The 21,507-nt window shown below is 49.2% G+C and carries 16 protein-coding genes and 3 pseudogenes; 14 read left to right on the top strand and 5 right to left on the bottom strand.

The annotated features are described in order from the left end of the window. The first annotated feature begins 7 nt into the window (after positions 1–7). The 4 genes and pseudogenes from hisG to hisI form a co-directional block, all read left to right on the top strand. Positions 8–646: an ATP phosphoribosyltransferase gene (gene hisG, locus DWZ60_RS11185; RefSeq protein WP_022461875.1), complete on the top strand. Its 639-nt coding sequence runs from the start codon at positions 8–10 to the stop codon at positions 644–646. Further along, the gene (gene hisD / locus DWZ60_RS11180; protein WP_055226357.1) at positions 643–1,941 is read left to right on the top strand and encodes a histidinol dehydrogenase; all 1,299 of its coding nucleotides are present in this window, start codon (positions 643–645) and stop codon (positions 1,939–1,941) included. The genes hisG and hisD overlap by 4 nt, the downstream gene beginning before the upstream one ends. A gap of 54 nt (positions 1,942–1,995) precedes the next feature. Continuing rightward, positions 1,996–2,532 (top strand): imidazoleglycerol-phosphate dehydratase HisB, encoded by a 537-nt coding sequence (hisB, locus tag DWZ60_RS11175; protein ID WP_242991106.1) that lies wholly within the window; start codon positions 1,996–1,998, stop codon positions 2,530–2,532. A gap of 55 nt (positions 2,533–2,587) precedes the next feature. Then, a pseudogene (gene hisI, locus DWZ60_RS11170) lies at positions 2,588–2,899 on the top strand (phosphoribosyl-AMP cyclohydrolase); the annotation flags it as partial. Between the two features lie 101 nt (positions 2,900–3,000). Here the strand turns inward: hisI and DWZ60_RS11165 are convergent. Next, positions 3,001–4,415 (bottom strand): annotated as a pseudogene (locus DWZ60_RS11165) (NCS2 family permease). 312 nt (positions 4,416–4,727) lie between these two features. On the opposite strand from DWZ60_RS11165, the gene DWZ60_RS11160 reads away from it, so the two are divergent. Beyond that, positions 4,728–6,389 (top strand): Na/Pi cotransporter family protein, encoded by a 1,662-nt coding sequence (locus DWZ60_RS11160; RefSeq protein WP_117508987.1) that lies wholly within the window; start codon positions 4,728–4,730, stop codon positions 6,387–6,389. 118 nt (positions 6,390–6,507) lie between these two features. Here the strand turns inward: DWZ60_RS11160 and DWZ60_RS11155 are convergent, their stop codons facing one another. After that, on the bottom strand, positions 6,508–7,986 hold the full coding sequence (locus DWZ60_RS11155) for a S1C family serine protease (RefSeq protein WP_118640395.1): 1,479 nt from the start codon (positions 7,984–7,986) through the stop codon (positions 6,508–6,510). A 213-nt stretch (positions 7,987–8,199) separates the two neighbouring features. On the opposite strand from DWZ60_RS11155, the gene DWZ60_RS11150 reads away from it, so the two are divergent. Together DWZ60_RS11150 and feoB are read left to right on the top strand one after the other, a co-directional pair. After that, positions 8,200–9,729 (top strand): ASKHA domain-containing protein, encoded by a 1,530-nt coding sequence (locus DWZ60_RS11150; RefSeq protein ID WP_119221639.1) that lies wholly within the window; start codon positions 8,200–8,202, stop codon positions 9,727–9,729. A 76-nt stretch (positions 9,730–9,805) separates the two neighbouring features. After that, a complete protein-coding gene (gene feoB / locus DWZ60_RS11145; RefSeq protein WP_118719030.1) occupies positions 9,806–12,151 on the top strand; it encodes a ferrous iron transport protein B in 2,346 nt (781 codons plus the stop codon). 96 nt (positions 12,152–12,247) lie between these two features. Here feoB and DWZ60_RS11140 read toward each other — a convergent pair whose 3' ends face one another. Continuing rightward, positions 12,248–12,943: a hypothetical protein gene (locus DWZ60_RS11140; RefSeq protein ID WP_243038304.1), complete on the bottom strand. Its 696-nt coding sequence runs from the start codon at positions 12,941–12,943 to the stop codon at positions 12,248–12,250. A gap of 449 nt (positions 12,944–13,392) precedes the next feature. On the opposite strand from DWZ60_RS11140, the gene pfkB reads away from it, so the two are divergent. From pfkB to DWZ60_RS11115, 5 genes and pseudogenes are all read left to right on the top strand, one after another. After that, positions 13,393–14,301: a 1-phosphofructokinase gene (gene pfkB / locus DWZ60_RS11135; RefSeq protein WP_055265175.1), complete on the top strand. Its 909-nt coding sequence runs from the start codon at positions 13,393–13,395 to the stop codon at positions 14,299–14,301. Between the two features lie 15 nt (positions 14,302–14,316). Then, positions 14,317–16,229, top strand: a pseudogene (locus tag DWZ60_RS11130) (PTS fructose transporter subunit IIABC). A gap of 68 nt (positions 16,230–16,297) precedes the next feature. Then, complete coding sequence (locus DWZ60_RS11125) at positions 16,298–16,555, top strand: HPr family phosphocarrier protein (protein ID WP_022463097.1); 258 nt, start codon at positions 16,298–16,300, stop codon at positions 16,553–16,555. A gap of 262 nt (positions 16,556–16,817) precedes the next feature. Next, positions 16,818–18,467, top strand: coding sequence for a phosphoenolpyruvate--protein phosphotransferase (gene ptsP, locus DWZ60_RS11120; protein WP_119221638.1), 1,650 nt, complete (start codon positions 16,818–16,820; stop codon positions 18,465–18,467). Then, positions 18,461–19,216: a DeoR/GlpR family DNA-binding transcription regulator gene (locus DWZ60_RS11115; RefSeq protein WP_119221637.1), complete on the top strand. Its 756-nt coding sequence runs from the start codon at positions 18,461–18,463 to the stop codon at positions 19,214–19,216. The genes ptsP and DWZ60_RS11115 overlap by 7 nt, the downstream gene beginning before the upstream one ends. Positions 19,217–19,305: 89 nt before the next feature. Here the strand turns inward: DWZ60_RS11115 and DWZ60_RS11110 are convergent, their stop codons facing one another. Then, entirely contained in the window at positions 19,306–19,752 is a 447-nt protein-coding gene (locus DWZ60_RS11110) for a hypothetical protein (protein WP_117760316.1), read from the bottom strand. Positions 19,753–19,811: 59 nt separating this feature from the next. Continuing rightward, positions 19,812–19,937 (bottom strand): hypothetical protein, encoded by a 126-nt coding sequence (locus DWZ60_RS18675; RefSeq protein WP_256359687.1) that lies wholly within the window; start codon positions 19,935–19,937, stop codon positions 19,812–19,814. Between the two features lie 203 nt (positions 19,938–20,140). Between DWZ60_RS18675 and DWZ60_RS18225 the strand changes: the two genes are divergently transcribed. Together DWZ60_RS18225 and DWZ60_RS11100 are read left to right on the top strand one after the other, a co-directional pair. Beyond that, on the top strand, positions 20,141–20,962 hold the full coding sequence (locus tag DWZ60_RS18225; RefSeq protein WP_243038303.1) for a transposase: 822 nt from the start codon (positions 20,141–20,143) through the stop codon (positions 20,960–20,962). Then, complete coding sequence (locus DWZ60_RS11100; protein WP_119221636.1) at positions 20,959–21,429, top strand: hypothetical protein; 471 nt, start codon at positions 20,959–20,961, stop codon at positions 21,427–21,429. The genes DWZ60_RS18225 and DWZ60_RS11100 overlap by 4 nt, the downstream gene beginning before the upstream one ends. The last annotated feature ends 78 nt before the right edge of the window (positions 21,430–21,507 follow it).

Here is a 21,507-nt window from a genome sequence, read left to right as displayed (position 1 = left end):
GAAAAAGATGAGATATTTGACCATTGCACTGACAAAAGGACGCCTGGCGTACCAGACGCTGGAGCTGCTGGAAAAAGTCGGCATCACCTGCGATGAAATGAAAAATAAAGATACGAGAAAGCTGATTTTCACGGACGAAGAGCATAAGCTCCGTTTCTTCCTCGCCAAAGGTCCGGATGTGCCGACCTATGTGGAGTACGGCGCAGCGGATATCGGAATCGTCGGAAAGGACACGATTCTGGAGGAAGGAAGACGCCTCTACGAGGTATTGGACCTTGGCTACGGCAAGTGCCGCATGTGTGTCTGCGGACCGGAATCCGCGCGTGAGCTGCTGCAGCACAACCAGCAGATCCGTGTGGCAACGAAGTACCCAAACATTGCCAAGGATTACTTCTACAACCGCAAGCACCAGACCGTTGAGATGATCAAGCTGAACGGCTCGATCGAGCTGGCACCGATTGTCGGACTTTCCGAAGTGATTGTGGATATTGTAGAGACAGGAAGCACTTTACGGGAAAACGGCCTGACCGTTCTCGAGGAGGTCTGCCCGCTGTCTGCGCGCATGGTTGTCAACCAGGTGAGCATGCGGATGGAAAATGAGAGAATTACCAAATTAATTCAGGATCTGAAAGGAGCACTGGTATGAGAATCGTAAAACTGACAAAAGAGACCACAGAAAATATTCTGGAGAATATGCTGAAACGAAGCCCGACACAGTACGGAACGTACGAGGCTTCCGTGCAGGAGATCATTGAGAATGTAAAAACAAGAAAAGACGCAGCCGTTTTCGAATATACCGAGAAATTCGACCACGCGGTACTCGATGCTTCTACCGTAGAAGTAACACAGGAAGAGATTGATGAGGCGTACAACATCGTAGATCCAGAGCTGATCGGTGTCATCCGCAGATCCATGAAAAATATCCGTGAGTTCCACGAAAAACAGAAACAGAACAGCTGGTTCACCTCTACCGAGAACGGAACGATGCTTGGCCAGAAGCTGACCGCCCTGAACCGTGTCGGCGTATACGTTCCGGGAGGAAAGGCAGCGTATCCGTCCTCTGTTCTGATGAACATTCTTCCGGCAAAAGTGGCAGGAGTCAAAGAAATCTGCATGACAACGCCGTGCGGCAGAGACGGAAAAGTCAACCCGGTTGTCCTTGCGGCAGCAAAAGAAGCCGGTGCGGACCGCGTCTTTAAAATCGGCGGTGCACAGGCAATTGCAGCCCTTGCTTACGGAACCGAGAGCATTCCAAAAGTCGATAAAATCGTAGGACCTGGAAACATCTACGTTGCCCTTGCAAAGAAAGCCGTATACGGAAATGTCAGCATCGACTCCATCGCAGGCCCAAGTGAGATTCTTGTCCTTGCTGATGAGACTGCAAATCCGCGGTTCGTGGCAGCCGATCTCTTAAGCCAGGCTGAGCATGATGAGCTTGCAAGTGCGATCCTCATTACCACCTCCCAGGAACTGGCAGAGAAGGTAAGTGAAGAGGTAGACGGTTTCTTAAAAGTCCTCTCCAGAAGCGACATCATCTCCAAATCACTGGACAACTTCGGCTACATCCTTGTCACCGATTCGCATCAGGAAGCGATCGACACCGTAGATGCCATCGCACCGGAGCACCTCGAGATCGTGACGAAGAACCCGTTTGAGGATATGATGAAGGTACATAACGCCGGTGCTATTTTCCTCGGCGAGAACTCCAGCGAGCCTCTCGGTGACTATTTTGCCGGCCCGAACCATATCCTGCCGACGAACGGAACCGCAAAATTCTTCTCCCCGCTGTCCGTAGACGATTTCGTGAAGAAATCCAGCATCATCTATTATTCCAGAGAAGCCCTTTCCGAGATCCACGAGGATATCGAGAGCTTTGCAAAATCAGAGAGCTTGACGGCACACGCCAATTCGATTGCCGTCCGTTTTGAGGGGGAAGAGTAAGTGGAGAACAGAACAGCCAGCGTAGAACGCGTGACAAAAGAAACAAAGATCCGCATGACATTAAATCTGGATGGAACGGGAAAGAGCGACATCCACACCGGCATCGGCTTTTTTGACCATATGCTCGACGGCTTTGCCCGCCACGGTCTTTTCGACCTTTCCGTTTCTGTAGATGGAGACCTTGATATAGACGGCCACCACACGATCGAGGACACCGGTATCGTGCTCGGAACTGCAATCCGCGAGGCAGTCGGCGACAAACAGGGCATCCGCCGCTACGGCGACAAAATCCTTCCGATGGACGAGACACTGGTGCTCTCGGCCGTTGACCTCTGCGGCAGACCGTATCTCTCTTTCCAGGCAGAATTTACGCGGGAGAAAGTAGGAGAGATGGAGACCGAGATGGTAAAAGAATTCTTCTACGCCGTTTCCTATGCGGCGCAGATGAATCTGCATATCAAAGTGCTTGACGGCGGAAATAACCACCACATCATCGAGGCGATGTTCAAAGCATTTGCGAAGGCACTCGATGAGGCAACTTCCTTCGATCCGAGAATTGCCGGCGTGCTCTCGACCAAGGGCAGCCTGTAAGAGCAGAAAAAGAGGAGAACAAGAGATGAAACAAGCATTAAAATGTGATTTTACCTGGGCGGATTTTAAGACAAACAGCGACGGCATGGTTCCGGTTGTTGTACAGGATGCGGAAAATGACGAAGTGCTGATGCTCGCCTACATGAATGAAGAAGCGTTTGAGACGACACTGCGCCTTGGAAAAATGACGTACTGGAGCAGAAGCCGCAATGAGCTCTGGACGAAAGGACTGAGCTCCGGCCATGTGCAGTATGTAAAACAGCTTCTGATCGACTGCGACAACGATACAATTCTTGCCAAAGTAGAACAGGTCGGCGCAGCGTGCCACACCGGAAACCGCACCTGCTTTTACCGGACCCTGGCAGAATAAAAATTTTTGATTCAGAGCATAAAAAGAGCTCCTGTTTCACAGAATAAAATCTGTGGGACAGGAGCCTTTTTATGCAGTTCTGTATCGTTAAAAAGCCATTACAGAAGAAGGTATTTTAAGATAAACAGAACAGCCAGGATGTACATGATCACGCTGATCTTTTTTTCTTTTGCTTTTCCGCTCAGGATCTGGATTGCAACGTAGGAGATAACTCCCATGGCAATACCTCGGAAATGCTGTAGAAGAATGGCATTGCTCCGATGCAGATGTAGCACGGAATCGCCTCGGAAAGATCGCTGAAATCAATGTTGACTACGTTGGTCAGCATGTAGAAGCCTACCACGATCAGTGCCGGAGCCGTTGCAAAGGACGGGATGGCAAGGAAGATCGGGGAGAGGAACAGAGCGAGGCCGAAGAGGATTGCAGTGGTAACAGCGGTAAGACCGGTACGGCCGCCTTCGGAAACGCCGGAAGCACTCTCAACGAAAGTCGTTGTGGTAGAAGTACCAAGAACAGCACCTGCGCAGGTAGCAACAGCATCTGCCATCAGCGCGCCCTTGATGCGCGGAAGTTTTCCGTTTTTGTCGAGCATGTTTGCCTTGGAAGATACACCGATCAGAGTTCCGATGGTATCAAACATATCGACAAACAGGAATGCAAACATGATCACGAAGAACTCGCCTGTTTTCAGAATGGAGAAATCCAGTTTTCCGAAAATCGGGGCAAGGCTTGGAATGGAAAGTCCGTTGGAAAAATCCGGGAACAGGCTGTAGAAGCCGTTTGCCGGGTTCGGAACGTAGAGACCGCATGCCTGGCAGATCATGCCGAGGATCCAGGTTGCAAGAATTCCCCAGAGGATGTTTCCTTTTACATTGCGTACGACAAGAACAGCGGTGAGGATAACACCGATGACTGCGAGCAGAACGGTGATTCCGACATCGTTAAACGTTCCTGCCACATACTCCGTTCCGTTTAATGTGGCTGCAGACTGCAGGTTGGCATTGTAGGAAGACAGGGAATAGAGGCCTGCCACGGTTGAAGAGTTCGGCAGTACAATTTTTGCATTCTGAAGTCCGATGAATGCGATGAACAGACCGATGCCGACGCTGACTGCAGATTTCAGGCTGACCGGAATGGAGTTGAAGATCGCCTCACGGACGTTGGTCAGAGAAAGTACAATAAAGATGATACCTTCTGCAAAAACGGCGGTCAGGGCTGCCTGCCAGCTATATCCGTATCCGAGAACAACGGTGTAGGCGAAATAGGCGTTGAGGCCCATTCCAGGTGCCAGAGCGAATGGATAATTGGCAAAAAGTGCCATGAGCAGGGTGCCAAGGAAGGCTGCCAGAGCCGTTGCGGTAAAGACAGCGCCGTGGTCCATGCCGGTGGAGGAAAGGATGTTCGGGTTGACGGCAAGAATGTACGCCATCGTCATGAACGTGGTGACACCGGCGATGATCTCGGTTTTGACCGTTGTTCCATTTTCCCGCAGCTTGAATGTGTTTTCCATCAGCTTGCTAAACTTTTCCATAGTTTTCTCTCCTTTTGAATTTTGTAGGCGGAAATGTCGCCTCATAATATGGAAACATCCTAAATGTTACAATATTATCAAGTAGAATGCAAGAAAGAAACGAAAAGAATCTGAAAATTTCTTGTCGAAATTTTTAATTTTTCTATAGACAAATGTCATGATTTCTTTTATGATAAAAAAGGTGTCTTGTAAAATCTGCGTTAAGGAAATGTAAAATATTGAGACCAAAACATGAAAATGCTTTGACAGGGATTTTGAAAAGACATCAGAAAAAGACAAGGAAGAAAAAAGAATATGAGTGTAATAGTGTCTTTGATGGGCGGTCTGGGCTTCTTCTTATATGGAATGAAGCTGATGAGTGAAGGACTGCAGAAGGTTGCCGGATCCAAGATGAGAAGCATTCTGGAGGTATTTACGAAGAACCGTGTGATCGGTCTTCTGGTCGGTATTTTCTTTACCGCGCTGATTCAGTCCTCCAACGCTACAACCGTTATGGTGGTCAGCTTCGTAAACTCCGGTCTGATGAAACTGGCACAGGCTCCTGGAATTATCCTCGGAGCAAACATCGGTACGACAGTTACCGGACAGCTGATTGCGTTTGACCTTGCGGATATCGCGCCGCTGTTTGTCATCATCGGTGTTCTGATGGTTATGTTCGTAAAGAACAATCTGACGATCAGCCGTCTCGGCGAGGTTATCTTGGGATTTGGTATTCTGTTTATGGGTATCTCCGGTATCTCAGGAGCCCTGAACGAAGCAAAAGAGATCCCGGCAGTCGTTAACGCCCTCGGATCCCTGACGAATCCGTTTCTTGCGTTCTTAGTCGGCTGGGTGGCTACCGCGATTCTGCAGAGTAACTCTGCAACGGTCGGAATCATCATGCTTCTTGCAAGAGAGGGCTTGATGGGACTTCCGATCTGTCTGTTTATGATGCTTGGATGCAACATCGGATGTACGATGTCCGCTATTCTTGCCAGCTTCGGCTGCAAAAAAGATGCAAAACGTGCGGCATGTGTCCACCTGCTGTTCAACATCTCCGGAACGATTGTCTGCTCCATTATTTTCCTGCTGTTTGGAAATCAGGTAGTTGACTTCTTTATGGGTATTTCCGGAAACGAAGCAGGCCGTATGATCGCAAATGCAAACTCGATCATCAAAGTATGCCAGGTACTCCTGATGCTGCCGTTTACCCCGCTTCTGGTGAAGGCAACGTACTTTATCATCCGCGGAAATGACGAGGAAGACAAAAAGTTCGAGCTTGCCTACATCAGCTCGAAACACGCGATGTCCCCGACGACTGCAGTTCTGCAGGCTGTCCGTGAGATGGAGCGTATGGCACAGATGGCAGAGACCAACCTGATTCGCGCGATGAATACGCTGGTGACCCGCGATCAGAAAGAAATCGATGAGGTCTACCGTGTCGAGGAAAATATTAATTTCCTGAACAAAGAGATTACGAACTATCTGGTTCACTTAAATCAGGCATCGCTGCCGACATCAGACGTTATGCGCATCGGAGCGCTGTTCCATGTGGTCAATGATATCGAGCGGATTGGTGATCATGCCGAGAATGTCGCAGATTCTGCTGTGCAGATGACGAATGACAATGTGACCTTCAGCAAACAGGGCGAACTGGATCTTTCCGAGATGCTGGATATGGTATTAAAAATTCTCGATGAGTCGATCGAAATGTTTGCAAAGAATGATCTGCAGCACCTGCAGGAGATCATTGATATTGAAAATTCCATTGATCAGGAGGAGCGGGATCTGCAGCAGAAGCATGTAGAGCGTCTGACCCGCAACGAATGTACGCCGGAAGCCGGCATGATCTTCTCCGATCTTGTATCCGGACTCGAGCGTGTCGCGGACCATGCAACCAATATTGCATTCTCCATTCTGGATGAAGATCCGGAAGAGAAAGCAGCCCGCGAGGCAGTTGCAGGAGCAGAAAAATAAGAAATGGATTAAGAGAATAGGAGAAAGGCCCCGAAACATTGGAGTTATGTTTCGGGGCCTTTCTTTCATGCTTATGATGTTTTTTATTTATGGATTTCTTTCACGGGAGAGCGGGCAGTCAGATCGAAGGAGTAGCGGAGGTCAGGGTATTTCCACCCTCTGCAGAGCGGGATGAACCCGCATTCTGCTGGGAATCGCTCTGCTGATCATCTGAAGAGCTGGTGCTCGTTCCGAGGGTCAGTGAGAAGGTCTTTGTCTCATAGGATCCGTTGTCTGGAACCTGTACTTCCACCTCAACGGTTTCGCCGGCAGAGTAATACTGCAGCAGGGATTTCAGCTCGCTGGTGGAGGTGATGGAATGTCCGTCAAAGCTGGTCAGAACGTATCCGGATTTCAGACCTGCATTTTCAGCGGCACCGCCGGAGGTTACTTCGGAGATATAGATGCCGGCCGGCATATTGTATGCCTGCTGGATCTGGCTGCTGACATCGAGGCATTTGATGCCGATCGTTCCCTGATCTTCTGCGGCAACCTTTGTTCTGGTCTGCTCATTCATCAGATTTTCAATGATATCGGAAACACGGGAGACCGGGATTGCATAGCCCATGCCCTCTACCTCTGTAGAAGCAAGTTTTGCGGAGTTGATACCGATGACCTCTCCGTTCATGTTCAGAAGAGCGCCGCCGCTGTTGCCAGGGTTGATGGCTGCATCGGTCTGTAAGTAGGTCTTTCCGGTTGTATCAGTGGAAGAAGTATCTGCCGTTGTTCCATCGGAGCTTCCGTCAGAAGAGGAATCGCTGTCGATCACACGGTTTGCAGCACTGATGATACCGGTCGTAACGGACTGGCCGTAGCCGAGTGCGTTGCCGATCGCAACGACCTGCTCGCCGACCTCAACGGAATCAGAATCGCCCATCGTGGCAACAGCGATGCTGCTCATCGTGTCATCCGGGATCTCGGAGAGCGGAACGGCGATGACGGCAAGATCGTTATCGGCATCGGTACCTTTGATATTTGCCTTGCAGACCTGATTGTTTACAAAACTAACAGAAAGAGTATCGGCATCTTCTACTACATGGTTATTGGTGACGATCAGAAGCTCGGTGTCATTCTTTCCGATGATGATACCGGAACCGCAGCTTGTGGTCTCCTCGGTCTGCGGAGTCTGGGCACCGTAACCGAACATGCTGAAGTAGTTCTGTACTTCCTGTACGGACTGGTTTGTGATGGAGACGATCGACGGCATTGCGTTTTTCGCAATCGTGGAAACATCCATCGTTCCGGTGGAAGTGGAGCTTGAGGATGTGGCAGCGGCTTTTAAGAGGCTGCTGTTGGAAGTCGTCTGCTGTGCAGTGGTTGTTGTTGCAGTGGCTGTCGTGCTTCCGGCAAAGTGGTTGACTGCCTGGAAGGTACCGCCGGCAACACCGCCGAACAGAACTGCGCTTAAGGCGATGGCTCCGATTTTTTTTGCAAGCTTAGCAGCTTTTTTATTTTTGGAAGAAGGTTTCTTTCCGTTGAAGTTGTTCTGCTCTGCTGCCATCATGTTCTCATTATTGGTTTCGTTTTCGTTATTGTAGTTGTTTCTGTAGTCCATCATAATAAATGCTTCCTTTCTGGTATCTGTATTTTAAACTGTGTTCCGGAATCGGCTTCCGGTTTTGTTTGCTTCCTTTTTTGTTTCTATGCTTTGCAGTATAATGGGAATCTGTGATGGAAATGTAGTAAAAATGTGAAAAAAATAAGTTCTCTGGAAAAGAGAAAAGTGCTACAATAAGAAACAGAAAAATGATCAGGAAATGAGGAGGTAATAATGAATAGAGGAATAACACAGAAACAGTATCTGGGGTTGGTCCCGCCGACGGAGGAGGACGCCCGCTCCAGCCAGATGCGGATACTGGATGCATTAAAAGAGAAAGGAATCACCGCATCATTTACCCTTCCAGCGCTGCAGAAACTGTATCCCATCTGCGATGAGGCAGACTATAACATAACGGTTTCCCTCGCATGGAATGGAAGCATCTGGCAGGCGGTTGATCTGGAAGCGGGCGATACAGCAGCAGAGCATTACGGCTATGCCGCTGATCTTGGAAGTACGACCGTCGTTGTGCGCTTGGTAAACTGCAGCGACGGTACCGTGCTTGCCGAAGAGAGCGAATACAACCGCCAGACTGCCTATGGAACCGATATTCTGACGAGAATCTTTGCCTGTAAGGATAAACCGGAGGTACTGCAGGACATCCGTGCGTGTACGATGGAGACATTTACACTGCTCTTTGAAAAACTTCGCCAAAAGACAGGAATTGCGCCGTCGGATGTTCTCTCAATGGTCGTATCCGGCAACACAACGATGATCCATTTCCTGCTGGGACTGGATCCGTTCTGCGTCTTTTCATCCCCGTACGCCGTGCGCGCAGACCGCGTCGGATTCCTTCCGGCGAAAGAGATGGGATTTCCCATGAAGGGATGTGTCTACTGCGTGCCGGGAAAATCCAATTACCTGGGCGGTGATATATTAAGCGGTATGATCGCAACGGAACTCTATAAAAAAGAAACGATCAGCGTTTTTTTTGATATCGGAACGAACGGCGAGCTTGTCGTCGGAAACCGGGAATTTCTGCTCTGCGGCGCAGGCGCTGCCGGTCCGGCGCTCGAGGGCGGCGTGGTCAAAACCGGCATGCGAGCTGCAGAAGGCGCTGTTGATACGGTAAAAATAGAAGACGGGAAAATCCAGTGCCATGTAATCGGAGAGGGTAAGCCAAAGGGCATCTGCGGTTCCGGCATTATCGATCTGCTCGCGGAATTATTCCTAAATGGATGGATCAACCTGTTCGGTACCCTGCAGCCGGAGCGGTCCGAAAAGATCAAGGAAGACCCGGAGACGGGAGAGTGGTGCGTTGAATATAGTGAAGGGCTGTGCTTCTATCAGAGTGATATCGCCGAATTCCTTCGTACAAAGTCAGCGGCCTACACGATGGTTGAGTACATGATGCGTGAATCCGGCATTTCCATGGAAGAAATTGACCGGTTTTACGCGGCTGGTGCATTTGGAAAGCACGTTTCAAAGGAATCCGCCATCACGATCGGCATGTACCCGGATATGGACCGCAGCCGCCTGATCTGCGCCGGAAATACGTCGCTTGCGGGAGCAGAAAAAATCCTGCTGGATCGGACCTGCATCGACGATATTGACCGCATTCTGGACGAGATGGTCTACATCCAGTTCGGCCAGGTCGCCGCTTTCATCTCTATGATGAAAGCGGCCCAGGCAATCCCACACACGGATCTGGAGCTGTTTCCGAGTGTACAGAAGAAGCTCGAAGAAAAACAAAAAGAGAAATAATGGCAATTGCTTGACCACAGTCGAATTGTGTCATATACTTACTATTGATAATGAGAATCAATAAGGAGTGAAATATATGACACTGAAAGAACTGCCGATCGGCAAAACAGCGACCGTCCGCACGGTAGGAGGAGAGGGCGCGCTGCGGCAGCACTTCCTCGATATGGGAATCATTCCGGGGGCAGAAGTGACGATGGTAAAATATGCACCGATGGGAGACCCTGTGGAAGTGCGGATTCACAGCTATGAACTGACACTCCGCCTCGCCGATGCCGGACGGATTGCCATTGATGAGATGCGGGACGCTGTAAAAGAAAAAGAGCAGCCGGATGCGAAAGCAATTCCGCATCCCGGCTTTGGAGAGGGCGGAAAGTACCACAATAAGGCAGAGGAGCATCCGCTGCCGGAAGGAGAGCTGTTGTCCTTTGCGCTGGCCGGAAACCAGAACTGCGGCAAGACCACCCTGTTCAACCAATTAACGGGATCCAACCAGCACGTCGGAAACTTCCCCGGCGTGACCGTAGACCGGAAGGACGGTGAAATCCGCGGCCAGAAAAACACGCTGGTCACCGATCTTCCCGGCATTTATTCGATGTCGCCGTATTCAAGCGAAGAGATCGTCACCCGGAATTTCGTTCTGAACGAGCATCCGCGCGGCATCATCAATATTGTAGATGCGACAAATATCGAACGAAACCTGTATCTGACGATGCAGCTGATGGAACTCGACGTTCCGATGGTACTGGCCCTCAACATGATGGATGAGGTACGCGAAAACGGCGGTTCTGTGCTCGTGAACCAGATGGAAGAGAGACTTGGCATCCCGGTTATCCCGATTTCCGCTGCAAAAAACGAGGGAATCGATGAACTGGTTGCCCATGCTGTCCATGTGGCCAAATACCAGGAAAAACCGGGCAGAAAGGACTTCTGTGAGGCGAATGACCACGGCGGTGCCGTCCACCGTGCGTTGCATGCGATCATGCATCTGATCGAGGATCACGCCGCAAGGGCGGATATTCCGGTGCGGTTTGCGGCGAGCAAGCTGGCAGAGGGCGATGCGCTGATCCTGGAGCAGCTGGCCCTCGATGAAAACGAGAAAGAGATGCTCGAACATATCGTCTGTCAGATGGAGACGGAGCGCGGCCTGGACCGCGCGGCGGCGATTGCGGATATGCGTTTTAATTTTATTGAAAAAGTCTGCCGTGAGACCGTGGTAAAACCAAAAGAGAGCCGCGAGCATGTGCGGAGCACAGAAATTGACCGTGTGCTGACCGGAAAATATACGGCTCTGCCATGTTTTGCCGGGATTATGGCGGCTGTCTTTTTCCTGACCTTCCATGTGATCGGAGCATCGCTGCAGAGTGTGCTGGAGATTCTGATCGGAAAACTGACCGAGCTCGTGGACAGCGCCATGACAGCATGGGGCGTCAATCCGGTGCTTCATTCCCTTGTGATTGACGGTATTTTTAACGGCGTCGGAAGTGTCTTAAGCTTCCTTCCGATCATCGTCACCCTGTTTTTCTTCCTGTCCATTCTGGAAGACAGCGGCTATATGGCGCGCGTGGCATTTGTGATGGATAAGCTGCTCCGGAAAATCGGCCTCTCCGGCCGCAGTATCGTGCCGATGCTGGTCGGTTTTGGCTGTACCGTGCCGGGCGTCATGGCGAGCCGCACCCTGCCTTCCGAGCGTGACCGGAAAATGACGATCCTATTAACTCCGTTTATGAGCTGTTCGGCAAAACTTCCGATTTACGCGTTCTTTACCGCCGCATTCTTCCCGAAATACAGTGCCCTTGTGATGGTTCTTCTGTATTTCGGTGGTATCTTCATGGCTGTCCTGATGGCGATGCTGATGCAGGGAACTTTATTCCAGGGGGAAGCCGTTCCGTTTGTCATGGAGCTTCCAAACTACCGCATGCCGGGGGCAAAAAATGTCGGACAGCTTTTGTGGGATAAGGCAAAAGACTTCCTGCAGCGGGCATTCACCGTCATTTTTGTTGCCACGATTGTGATCTGGTTTTTACAGACCTTTGGAACGCATCTCAATGTCGTGGAGGACTCCAAGGACAGCATTCTCGCCGTTGTCTCCGGCCGTCTCGCCCCGGTTTTTCGGCCGCTTGGATTTGGAGACTGGAGAGTATCGACCGCCCTTCTAACCGGATTTATGGCAAAGGAGAGTGTCGTCTCCACACTTTCCGTACTGTTCGGCACGACCGCGCAGCTGACCGAAATTCTGACACCGGTTTCCGCATTAAGCCTTCTGGTTTTCTGCCTCCTCTATACGCCGTGTGTGGCGGCAGTCGCTTCCATCAAGCGGGAGCTTGGCGGCAGATGGGCAGCCGGTGTTGTCGTTTCCCAGTGTGTGATCGCCTGGCTGGCAGCTTTTGTCGTACATGGCTTTGCACTGCTGTTTGGCATGTAAAAAAGAACATTAAATAAGAAAAGCTCTGCAGAACAGAAAATGCAAAATTCTGATCTGCAGAGCTTTTGATATATGGCTGGTAAAAAAATGCCGGTTTTAAATTTTTCGTATCACATGCTTTAAAATTCTTGTCTTGTGGAGCAGAAAGATCGAGCAGTCCATAAACAGATGGGCAAGAAAGGTGCTCAAAATGACGCCATTTGATTTCAGCAGAAAGCCGACATGGAACCCATACCAGCACACGAAACCGGAGTAGGCGCTCATGATGACAAGAAGCGGTAGATTTTCCAACACGCCCCGCATCGTTTCAAGAAAACTCTTGACCGTAAAGTCGAAATACAGGAAGCGGCCGACCGTCAGCGTCAGGAAATAGAGAATCAGCCCGTCATAATTCGTGTCCTCGTAGATAAAGCGGATGTACAGGAGAATCAGTACAATATAGAAGACCGAAATCAGCCGCACCGATGCTTTCTGCTCCGGCTCAAGATGCGTGAGCTTTACGAGAACCACATCGAGCCAGCTTGTCAGAAAGACGGAGAGCACGATAAAGACAAGAAGCACCACATCCTGATACTTCTCCCAGTACATCGAAATCTGCGGCAGACGCTCGTCGATAATGTAGTAGAGGGAGAGGAAGAGAAGAATCGAAGTGCCGGAGAAAACCAGCTCATAAAAGCTTTCCACAATCTGATACTGCCTGCGCTGGTGTTTCTTCCGGCGTATTTTTTTCGCTTTTTCCTCTGTCTCCTCTTTTAGCTGCCGCTGAATCTGCAATTTTGCAATCAGAAGCACAAGGGCAAGCACCAGAATCAGCCGAGCAGTGAGACAAGCAGAAAACTGCCCACATTGGCGGGATCAAAATAGTGAAGAATATAGTATCGTTTCAAATAAAATCACCTCTTCTGGAAATTCTTTTTTTGATTTCTCTTCACTTTAGTACCAAATCCGGAAAAAGTAAAGTACAAAAATGAGAACAGAAAGAAAGTGTCTGATAAAAAATGACCGAAATGGAGAGAATAAAGTGATCAATGCGTGACAGGGAAGAAAAGATGACGATCAGTCAAAGTCGGTCAAAACAGGGCGATAAACCGGGAAAATCCGTCACAAAACTCTAAACTTATGCAAATGTGACAAAAAGAGAAGGGAAAATTCATGAAATATTAATGATTGATTTTGAATGAATATGACGATATGATAATCTTATCAAAGCAAACACGATCAAAATAAAGCAGGAGGGAAATATGATTTACACAGTGACATTCAATCCGTCTCTGGACTACATTGTATCGGTGGAAGACTTCAAGCTCGGCCTTACCAACCGCACAAGCTCCGAGCTGATGCTTCCGGGCGGAAAAGGAATCAACGTATCGACCGTACTTGGAAACCTTGGAATTGAGAGCACAGCGCTCGGATTTCTGGCAGGCTTTACCGGAAAAGAAATCGCGGGACGGCTCGACCAGATGGGAATTAAAAACGGCTGCATCTGGCTGGAAGAAGGATATTCCCGCATCAACGTCAAATTAAAGAGCATTGACGGAACTGAGATCAACGGACAGGGACCCGAAATCCCGGAGAAAAAAGTGGAAGAGCTGATGAAACAGCTTTCCGCACTCGGCGAGGGCGACGTTCTCTTCCTCGCAGGCAGCATCCCGTCATCCATGGCAGATGATGCCTATCAGAAAATTATGGAAATGCTCGACAGCAAGGGCATCCGCATCGTCGTAGACGCGACCCGTGATCTGCTGATGAAGGTTCTGCCGTACCACCCGTTCCTCATCAAACCGAACAATCACGAACTCGGCGAGATTTTCGGTGTGGAATTAAAGACAAGAGAGTCGGTTGTTCCGTATGCAAAACAGCTGCAGAAAAAGGGCGCACAGAACGTTCTGGTTTCCATGGCAGGCGAAGGAGCCGTTCTCGTTGCCGCATCCGGTGAGGTCTTTGAAGCTCCGGCCCCGAAAGGAAAGCTTATCAACGGCGTCGGCGCAGGAGACTCGATGGTAGCCGGATTCATGGCAGGCTACATGGAAAAAGAAGATTACCTCCATGCGTTCCATATGGGAATCGCAGCGGGAAGTGCAAGTGCTTTTTCTGAAAACCTTGCAACCCGGGAGGAAATTGCATCTGTCTACGAACAGATTACAAAATAAAAGGGAGGACGTCTCATGAGAATCACAGAGTTGCTGGACATCCGCAGTATTGCGCTGGATGCCGCACCGAAAAGCAAACAGGAAACGCTTGATGCAGCCGTAGCGCTGATGGTCAAAAGCGGAAAGATCACAGACGAAGATGCGTACCGCGCACAGGTTTACGCAAGAGAAGAAGAGAGCACCACAGGAATCGGAGAGGGAATTGCGATTCCGCACGGAAAATGTGATGCAGTAAACAAACCGGGCCTTGCAGCCATGGTGATCCCGAACGGCGTTGATTTTGATTCTCTCGATGGAGAGCCGGTCACCCTGCTGTTCCTCATCGCAGCGCCGAACACAAAAGACAACGTTCACCTCGATGTCTTAAGTAAACTTTCCATGATGCTGATGGATGAAGAGTTCACCAAGAGCCTTCGAAACGCAAGGACACCGGAAGAGTTCCTTGCCATTATCGACCGCGCCGATGAAGAGAAAAAGAGCGTAGATGAGCGTCTTGCAGAACCGGTGGAAGCAAAAGAAAATCAGGTGAAGATTCTCGCCGTTACTTCCTGCCCGACCGGTATTGCCCACACTTACATGGCAGCCGAGGGAATCGAGAAAGCAGCGAAAGCAAAAGGATGCTTCGTAAAAGTCGAGACACGAGCTCCGGCGGAGCGAAAAACGTGCTGACTGCACAGGAAATCGCCGATGCGGACTGCATCATCGTTGCAGCCGACGCACAGGTTCCGATGGATCGTTTCGACGGAAAGAAAGTCATCCAGCGCCAGGTATCCGACGGTATCAGCAAAGCAGATGAGCTGATCGAGCTTGCGATGTCCGGAAACGCACCGGTTTACAAGAGCGGCAATGCGCAGACAGCCGCAGCAAGCACGAAGAAGAACAGCGGCGGTATCGGCCACCAGCTGTACACCCAGCTGATGAATGGTGTTTCCCATATGCTTCCGTTCGTTGTCGGCGGCGGTATTCTGATCGCAATTGCATTCCTGATCGACGGACTTCTTGTTGATATGAACTCCCTTGATGCCGCAGCCAGATCAAACTTCGGTACGATTACCCCGGCTGCAGCGATGTTCAAACAGATCGGCGGCGTGGCATTCGGCTTCATGCTCCCGGTTCTTGCAGGCTACATCGCCATGGCAATCGGCGACCGGCCGGCACTTGCCCTTGGTTTTGTCGGCGGTATGATGGCATCGAGCGGAACCTCCGGTTTCCTTGGAGCACTTGTTGCCGGTTTTGCAGCAGGCTACATTATCCTTGTCCTCCGCAAAGCATGTGAGAAACTTCCGGAAGCACTCGAAAAGATTGCGCCGGTTCTGATTTACCCGGTAGTCGGCATCCTTGCGATGGGACTTCTGATGCTCTTCATTGTAGAGCCGATCATGGGAACCGTCAACACGGTACTGAACAATGGTCTTGCTTCCATGGGCGGATCCAGCAAGCTGATCCTTGGCATGATCCTCGGCGGCATGATGGCCATCGACATGGGCGGCCCGTTCAACAAAGCAGCTTACGTATTCGGAACAGCAGCCATCGCAGCAGGAAACTACGACATTATGGCATCCGTTATGATCGGCGGTATGGTTCCTCCGTGTGCGATTGCACTTGCAACCCTGCTGTTCAAAGATAAATTTACAAAAGAAGAAAGAGAATCCGGTCCGACCAACTTCATCATGGGACTCGCCTTCATCACCGAGGGTGCGATTCCATTCGCAGCAGCAGACCCGATCCACGTTCTTCCGGCCTGCATCATCGGCTCCGGCCTCGCAGGTGCGCTCTCCATGGCATTTGGCTGTACCTTAATGGCACCGCACGGCGGCATCTTCGTTGTACCGGTTATGGGAAATGCGCTGCTTTATCTGGTGGCAGTTGTCATCGGAACAGTGGTATCCGCAGTTCTGCTTGGAGTTTTAAAGAAAAAAGTTGCATAAAAGAGTAGAAAAAAGACAGAAAACAAAGTAAAATAAAAATATCAAAGATCCTATGGGAGGAAAAAATCATGAAAGAATTTAAGTATGTTGTAACAGATCCAGAAGGAATCCACGCTCGTCCGGCAGGAATGCTGGTAAAAGCAGTCAAAGAATTTTCCTGTGATATCAAGATCGCAAAAGACGGAAAAGCCATGAACTGCAAAGCCATCTTCGGCATCATGGGACTGGCTGTAAAACAGGGCGAAGAAGTTACCCTGACCTTCGATGGAGCAGATGAAGATGCTGCATACGAAGCAATCAGCAATTTCATGAAAGAGAACTTGTAATTCTACAGAGCCATGCGGAATGGAAGAAAAAAGTGCGAATCATGCTTGCATGAATGAGTGCTTTTTCTGGAATTCCATATGGCGAGAAGCCACATCGAAATGGAGCGTAAGCGGAATTGAGATGGGGCTCTGGAGAATTACAATATAGTAATCGGCAGGAGCGTGTTTGAAAAACTTTCTGAAACTAAGAAATCCTTTTTGAACACGCTCCGGCTGTCTGGACAGAAAATTCGGATATCGAGAACAAAGGTGGAGAAAACTTATGCAGATTTATCAGGGAAAAAGCGTATTTTCCGGCATTGCGATCGGAAAGATCCGCGTATACAAAAAGAATGAGCGTCAGGTAAAACGTGTGAAAGTAGAAAATCCGGATGCGGAGATGGCACGGTTTGAGGAAGCAAAGGCAAAAGGAATCGCACAGCTTGGCGTTCTGTATGAAAAAGCATGCAAAGAGGTTGGCGAGGCCAATGCAGCGATCTTCGAGGTACATCAGATGATGATGGAGGACGACGGCTACAACGAGTCCGTCGAGAATATTATCAAGAGCCAGGGCGTCAACGCTGAGTATGCCGTTGCAACGACAGGCGACAACTTTGCGCAGATGTTTTCTGCCATGGACGATGATTACATGAGAGAGCGCGCGGCAGACGTAAAGGATATTTCCGAGCGTCTGATCTCCATCTTAAACGGAGACGACACCGACGCATCCTTAAACGACGAACCGGCGATCATCGTGGCAGATGACCTTGCGCCGTCTGAGACGGTACAGATGGATAAGGACAAAGTTCTTTCTTTTGTTACCGTACACGGTTCTTTAAATTCCCACACCGCTATCCTTGCAAGAACCATGGCGATTCCGGCACTGGTCGGAACACCGCTTCCGCTGGATGAGAGCGTAGACGGAAAGCTCGGCATCGTGGACGGATCCGATGGAACCATCTATGTTGATCCGGACGAGGAGACTCTTGCTGCCATGCAGAAGCGCCGCACCGAGGAGGAGGAAAAGAAAAAACTGCTCCTCACCTTAAAGGGAAAAGAAAATATTACACTGGACGGACAGAAAATTCTGCTGTATGCTAATATCGGAAACATCAAAGACCTTGCGGCTGTCATGCAGAACGACGCGGGCGGCATCGGCCTGTTCCGAAGCGAGTTTATCTATCTTGAGCAGGATCACTATCCAACAGAGGAGGAGCAGTTCCGTATCTACAAACAGGCAGCAGAGATGATGGCGGGAAAACGCGTCATCATCCGTACCCTCGATATCGGTGCCGATAAACAGTGCGATTATTTCGAGATGGAAAAAGAGGAGAACCCGGCACTTGGCTGCCGTGCGATCCGCATCTGCCTGACGCGGCCGGAGATCTTCAAGACACAGCTTCGCGCGCTGTTCCGCGCAAGCGCATATGGAAAAATTGCCATTATGTATCCAATGATCACAAGTGTCGGCGAGGTTCGCCAGATCAAAGCGATTGTGGAGGAAGTAAAAGCTTCTCTCGCTGAGCAGGGCATTGAGTACGGAAATCCAGAGCAGGGTATCATGATCGAGACCCCGGCGGCTGCCATCATCAGCGATGAGCTGGCAAAAGAGGTTGATTTCTTCAGTATCGGAACGAACGACCTCAGTCAGTACACCCTCGCGATCGACCGCCAGAACACAAAGCTGGATCCGTTCTTTGATCCGCATCACCCGGCGATCCTGCGCATGATTCAGATGGTTGTGGAGAATGCACACAAAGCCGGCATCTGGGCCGGTATCTGCGGCGAGCTCGGCGCTGACCAGGAGCTGACAAAAGAGTTCCTTGCGATGGGCGTAGATGAACTTTCCGTTTCTCCGGGAAGCATCCTTCCGCTCCGCAAGATCATTCTGGAAACAAACGTGGCAGAATATAAGGCAGGAAAGAAATGTTAACACAGCAGAGACATGAGATAATTTTGAAACTGTTAAAAGAAAAGGGAAGCATCACCGTGACGGAAGTCCGGGATCTTCTCGATACATCGGAGTCCACGGTACGCCGCGATATCACAGCGCTCGACAAGGAGGGCAAGCTGGAAAAGGTATTCGGCGGCGCCGTGGAGGCCGGTCAGAAGGTGACGGCACACGAGTACACCGTTGCGCAGAAAAATGAGCTGAACTGCGACGCCAAACGGAAAATCGCAGAATATGCGGCCTCCCTCATTGAGCCGGACGATTTCATTTTTCTCGACGCGGGAACGACAACAGCGCATATGATCGATTTCATCCGGGCAACCTCCGCCGTTTTCGTGACAAACGCCGTTGACCACGCACGGCGGCTGGCATCACGCGGGTTTAAGGTCATTCTGGTAGGCGGCGAGCTCAAAAGCTCCACAGAAGCCGTCGTCGGAAACCAGGCAATCCGCACGATCCAGGAGTATCATTTCACCAAAGGCTTTTTCGGCACCAACGGTGTCACAAGAAGAAGCGGCTGCACAACGCCGGATGTCAATGAAGCAGTAATCAAAAAGACCGCCATGGAGCAGTGCCGCCAGTGCTACGTCCTCTGTGACGCAAGCAAATTTAACAGCATCAGTTCCGTTACCTTCGCAGACTTTGAAAAACCGATTTTTATCACGGACCGGAAAGTTCCCGGGTATGAGAAGAGCAAACATATCATCGTATGCGAGACGGAGCGAAAATAAAAAGCCAACATCTTACACGCACATAAATTGCAAAGCGCCCCGGCCCTGCAGATCATTTGGATGCAGGACCGGGGGCGCCGTTTACAGACTTATTCTTTGATTTCCGCCAGCGTTACATCTGGATGATGATACTGCGGACGATGTTTCAAAAATGGAACTTTAAGCAGGGTAGCATTCTTGGGACACCAGTGAAGACAGGCATAACAGGCTGCACAGGAATGTCCTCCATAAAAATACGATGCAGTAACAAAATCTTCTTTTGGCAGACTTCCGTCAGATGTAAAGTTTGTTTTTTGTTCTTTTATAAAAGATATGATAGATTTTAACCGTTCCGGTGCTTTTTTCAGTCGTTCCAGATTTTCCTGCTCTGAGCTGATTAAACAGTTGCCTGGCATCTGCAGATCAAAGACAGCCGACAGGTTTGCACCGCTGCGGGAAAGTGCCTGACTTAGGCTGACAAAAGAATTTCCGCTTTTTCCATTGTTAGAAGTCATGACGACAAAAGTATAGCAGTCAGGATTGACCGTTAACTTCAATAAAAATTCTTTTACAATTCATGGCAGATCGCTCATGTAGGTAGGAAAGACAAAACCGATTATATCGTTTTTGCAGAAAAAATTGCTTTCTGTTTTATAATATTCTCAACAGGCTGATTCAGCTCTTTTCCAATTTCTTTTGCAGCCCAAAGCGAATTACCAGTTCCGGTAAAATAAAAAATCATAAGTTTTTCCCTCTCTTTTTGAAGTTTATGACGGAGAAAATATTTTTATCCGTTTGCTTTATATTATTTTAAAACTATGATGTTGGGGTCAAAAGCCCCTCTATAGTACCTTGAAAAGTTCATATATTTTGTAGTAAATACAAGCCTAAATGGTTTACTTGCTGTATAATAGAGATATCTTAGTAGGAAAGAAGGCAATCTCTATGTCATTCAAAGAAAATACTTACCAGCAAATGTCATTTACAGATAGTTTTTCTGGATTAACTGCCAGAGAACAAAAAGCATTGGAAAAATCCTGGGCAAAAGTCTTTGCCGATGAAATATTTCCTGCCATTGATGAAAAGCGTTTTTCTGTCTTATACAGCGATAAGGCATCCAGACCGAATACTCCGGTCAACGTGATTGTTGGTGCGCTCATTATCAAAGAGCTTTTTGATTATTCCGATGACGAGATGGTCGAAAATCTTATGCTGGATTTTCGAATTCAGTACGCACTGCACACAACAAGTTTTGAAGAACAGCCTTTGAGTGACAAGACCTTAAGCCGTTTCCGCAAGAGGTGCTATGATTATGAAACACTTCACAACAAGGATCTTTACCATGATTGTGTGAAAGATTTAAGTGCTTCCATTGCAAAACTGATGGGAATCAGCGGTAAAGTCAGACGTATGGATTCCATGATGATCGAATCCAACGTCCGCAGGCTCAGCCGAATGGAACTGATATACACCTGCATTGTAAAGCTGGCGATGTATGTGAATAAAATCAATGGTTCCGTTCTGTCTGACGATTTAAAACATTATATCGATCCTAACGATTTTAACAGAGTGATTTATCATCAGCGCAGTACCGATGCAGATGAGCGCATGAAGCAACTCTTAACGGATGCGGATAAACTTCTTGCCCTGTGTGAGTCTGATTACAATGATTCAACAGAGTATGATCTGTTTGTCAGATGCCTGTCAGAACAGACCATTGTTGAAAATGAAAACCGAGACTCCGCACGAAAGAAGACGGCGGCATGAAATCAACCATGCTGCAGAATCCTTCTGACCCTGAAGCGACATTCCGGAATAAAGCAGGAAAAGAGCATCGAGGATATGCTGCTAATCTTGAAGAATCCGTTGGAGCCGATGGTTCTGTTGTAACAGAGTACCAGTATGAGCAAAACAACCATAGTGACAGTCAGTTTATCCAGGAGCACCTTGCGCAGATGGATAACCAGGAAGAACGGACTGTTATAGTCACGGATGGAGCATATAGTGGAACAGAAAACACACAACTTGCAGCTCATAAAAACGTAGAACTGATTACCACAAGTCTGACGGGGAAACCGGCTCCGGATATCCTTGCTGATTTTGAATTCAACGAAGAGGGAACAAAAGTCCTCCGATGTCCAGCCGGCCATGCACCGAAAAGCTGTTCTTATATGAAACCAAGCAATCAGTGTGCCGTTTCCTCTCTGCATGAGCAGTGTGCCAACTGTCCGTAGCAGGATCAATGCAAGCCGAAGATCTTTAAGAAGGTTGCAAAAATAGTAACATCCAAAGCAGCGCATGAACGTGCGAAA

It is taken from the genome of Blautia sp. AF34-10 (genome assembly GCF_003477865.1).
In the GTDB taxonomy this organism is placed as follows: Bacteria; Bacillota; Clostridia; order Lachnospirales; family Lachnospiraceae; genus Fusicatenibacter; species Fusicatenibacter saccharivorans.
This window is presented reverse-complemented; position numbering and strand designations above follow the sequence as displayed.

Coding starts and splice junctions, on each gene's coding strand:
- hisG (WP_022461875.1), top strand. CDS start 8: ATGAGATATTTGACCATTGCACTGACAAAAGGACGCCTGGCGTACCAG.
- hisD (WP_055226357.1), top strand. CDS start 643: ATGAGAATCGTAAAACTGACAAAAGAGACCACAGAAAATATTCTGGAG.
- hisB (WP_242991106.1), top strand. CDS start 1,996: ATGACATTAAATCTGGATGGAACGGGAAAGAGCGACATCCACACCGGC.
- DWZ60_RS11160 (WP_117508987.1), top strand. CDS start 4,728: ATGAGTGTAATAGTGTCTTTGATGGGCGGTCTGGGCTTCTTCTTATAT.
- DWZ60_RS11155 (WP_118640395.1), bottom strand. CDS start 7,986: ATGATGGACTACAGAAACAACTACAATAACGAAAACGAAACCAATAAT.
- DWZ60_RS11150 (WP_119221639.1), top strand. CDS start 8,200: ATGAATAGAGGAATAACACAGAAACAGTATCTGGGGTTGGTCCCGCCG.
- feoB (WP_118719030.1), top strand. CDS start 9,806: ATGACACTGAAAGAACTGCCGATCGGCAAAACAGCGACCGTCCGCACG.
- pfkB (WP_055265175.1), top strand. CDS start 13,393: ATGATTTACACAGTGACATTCAATCCGTCTCTGGACTACATTGTATCG.
- DWZ60_RS11125 (WP_022463097.1), top strand. CDS start 16,298: ATGAAAGAATTTAAGTATGTTGTAACAGATCCAGAAGGAATCCACGCT.
- ptsP (WP_119221638.1), top strand. CDS start 16,818: ATGCAGATTTATCAGGGAAAAAGCGTATTTTCCGGCATTGCGATCGGA.
- DWZ60_RS11115 (WP_119221637.1), top strand. CDS start 18,461: ATGTTAACACAGCAGAGACATGAGATAATTTTGAAACTGTTAAAAGAA.
- DWZ60_RS18675 (WP_256359687.1), bottom strand. CDS start 19,937: ATGATTTTTTATTTTACCGGAACTGGTAATTCGCTTTGGGCTGCAAAA.
- DWZ60_RS18225 (WP_243038303.1), top strand. CDS start 20,141: ATGTCATTCAAAGAAAATACTTACCAGCAAATGTCATTTACAGATAGT.
- DWZ60_RS11100 (WP_119221636.1), top strand. CDS start 20,959: ATGAAATCAACCATGCTGCAGAATCCTTCTGACCCTGAAGCGACATTC.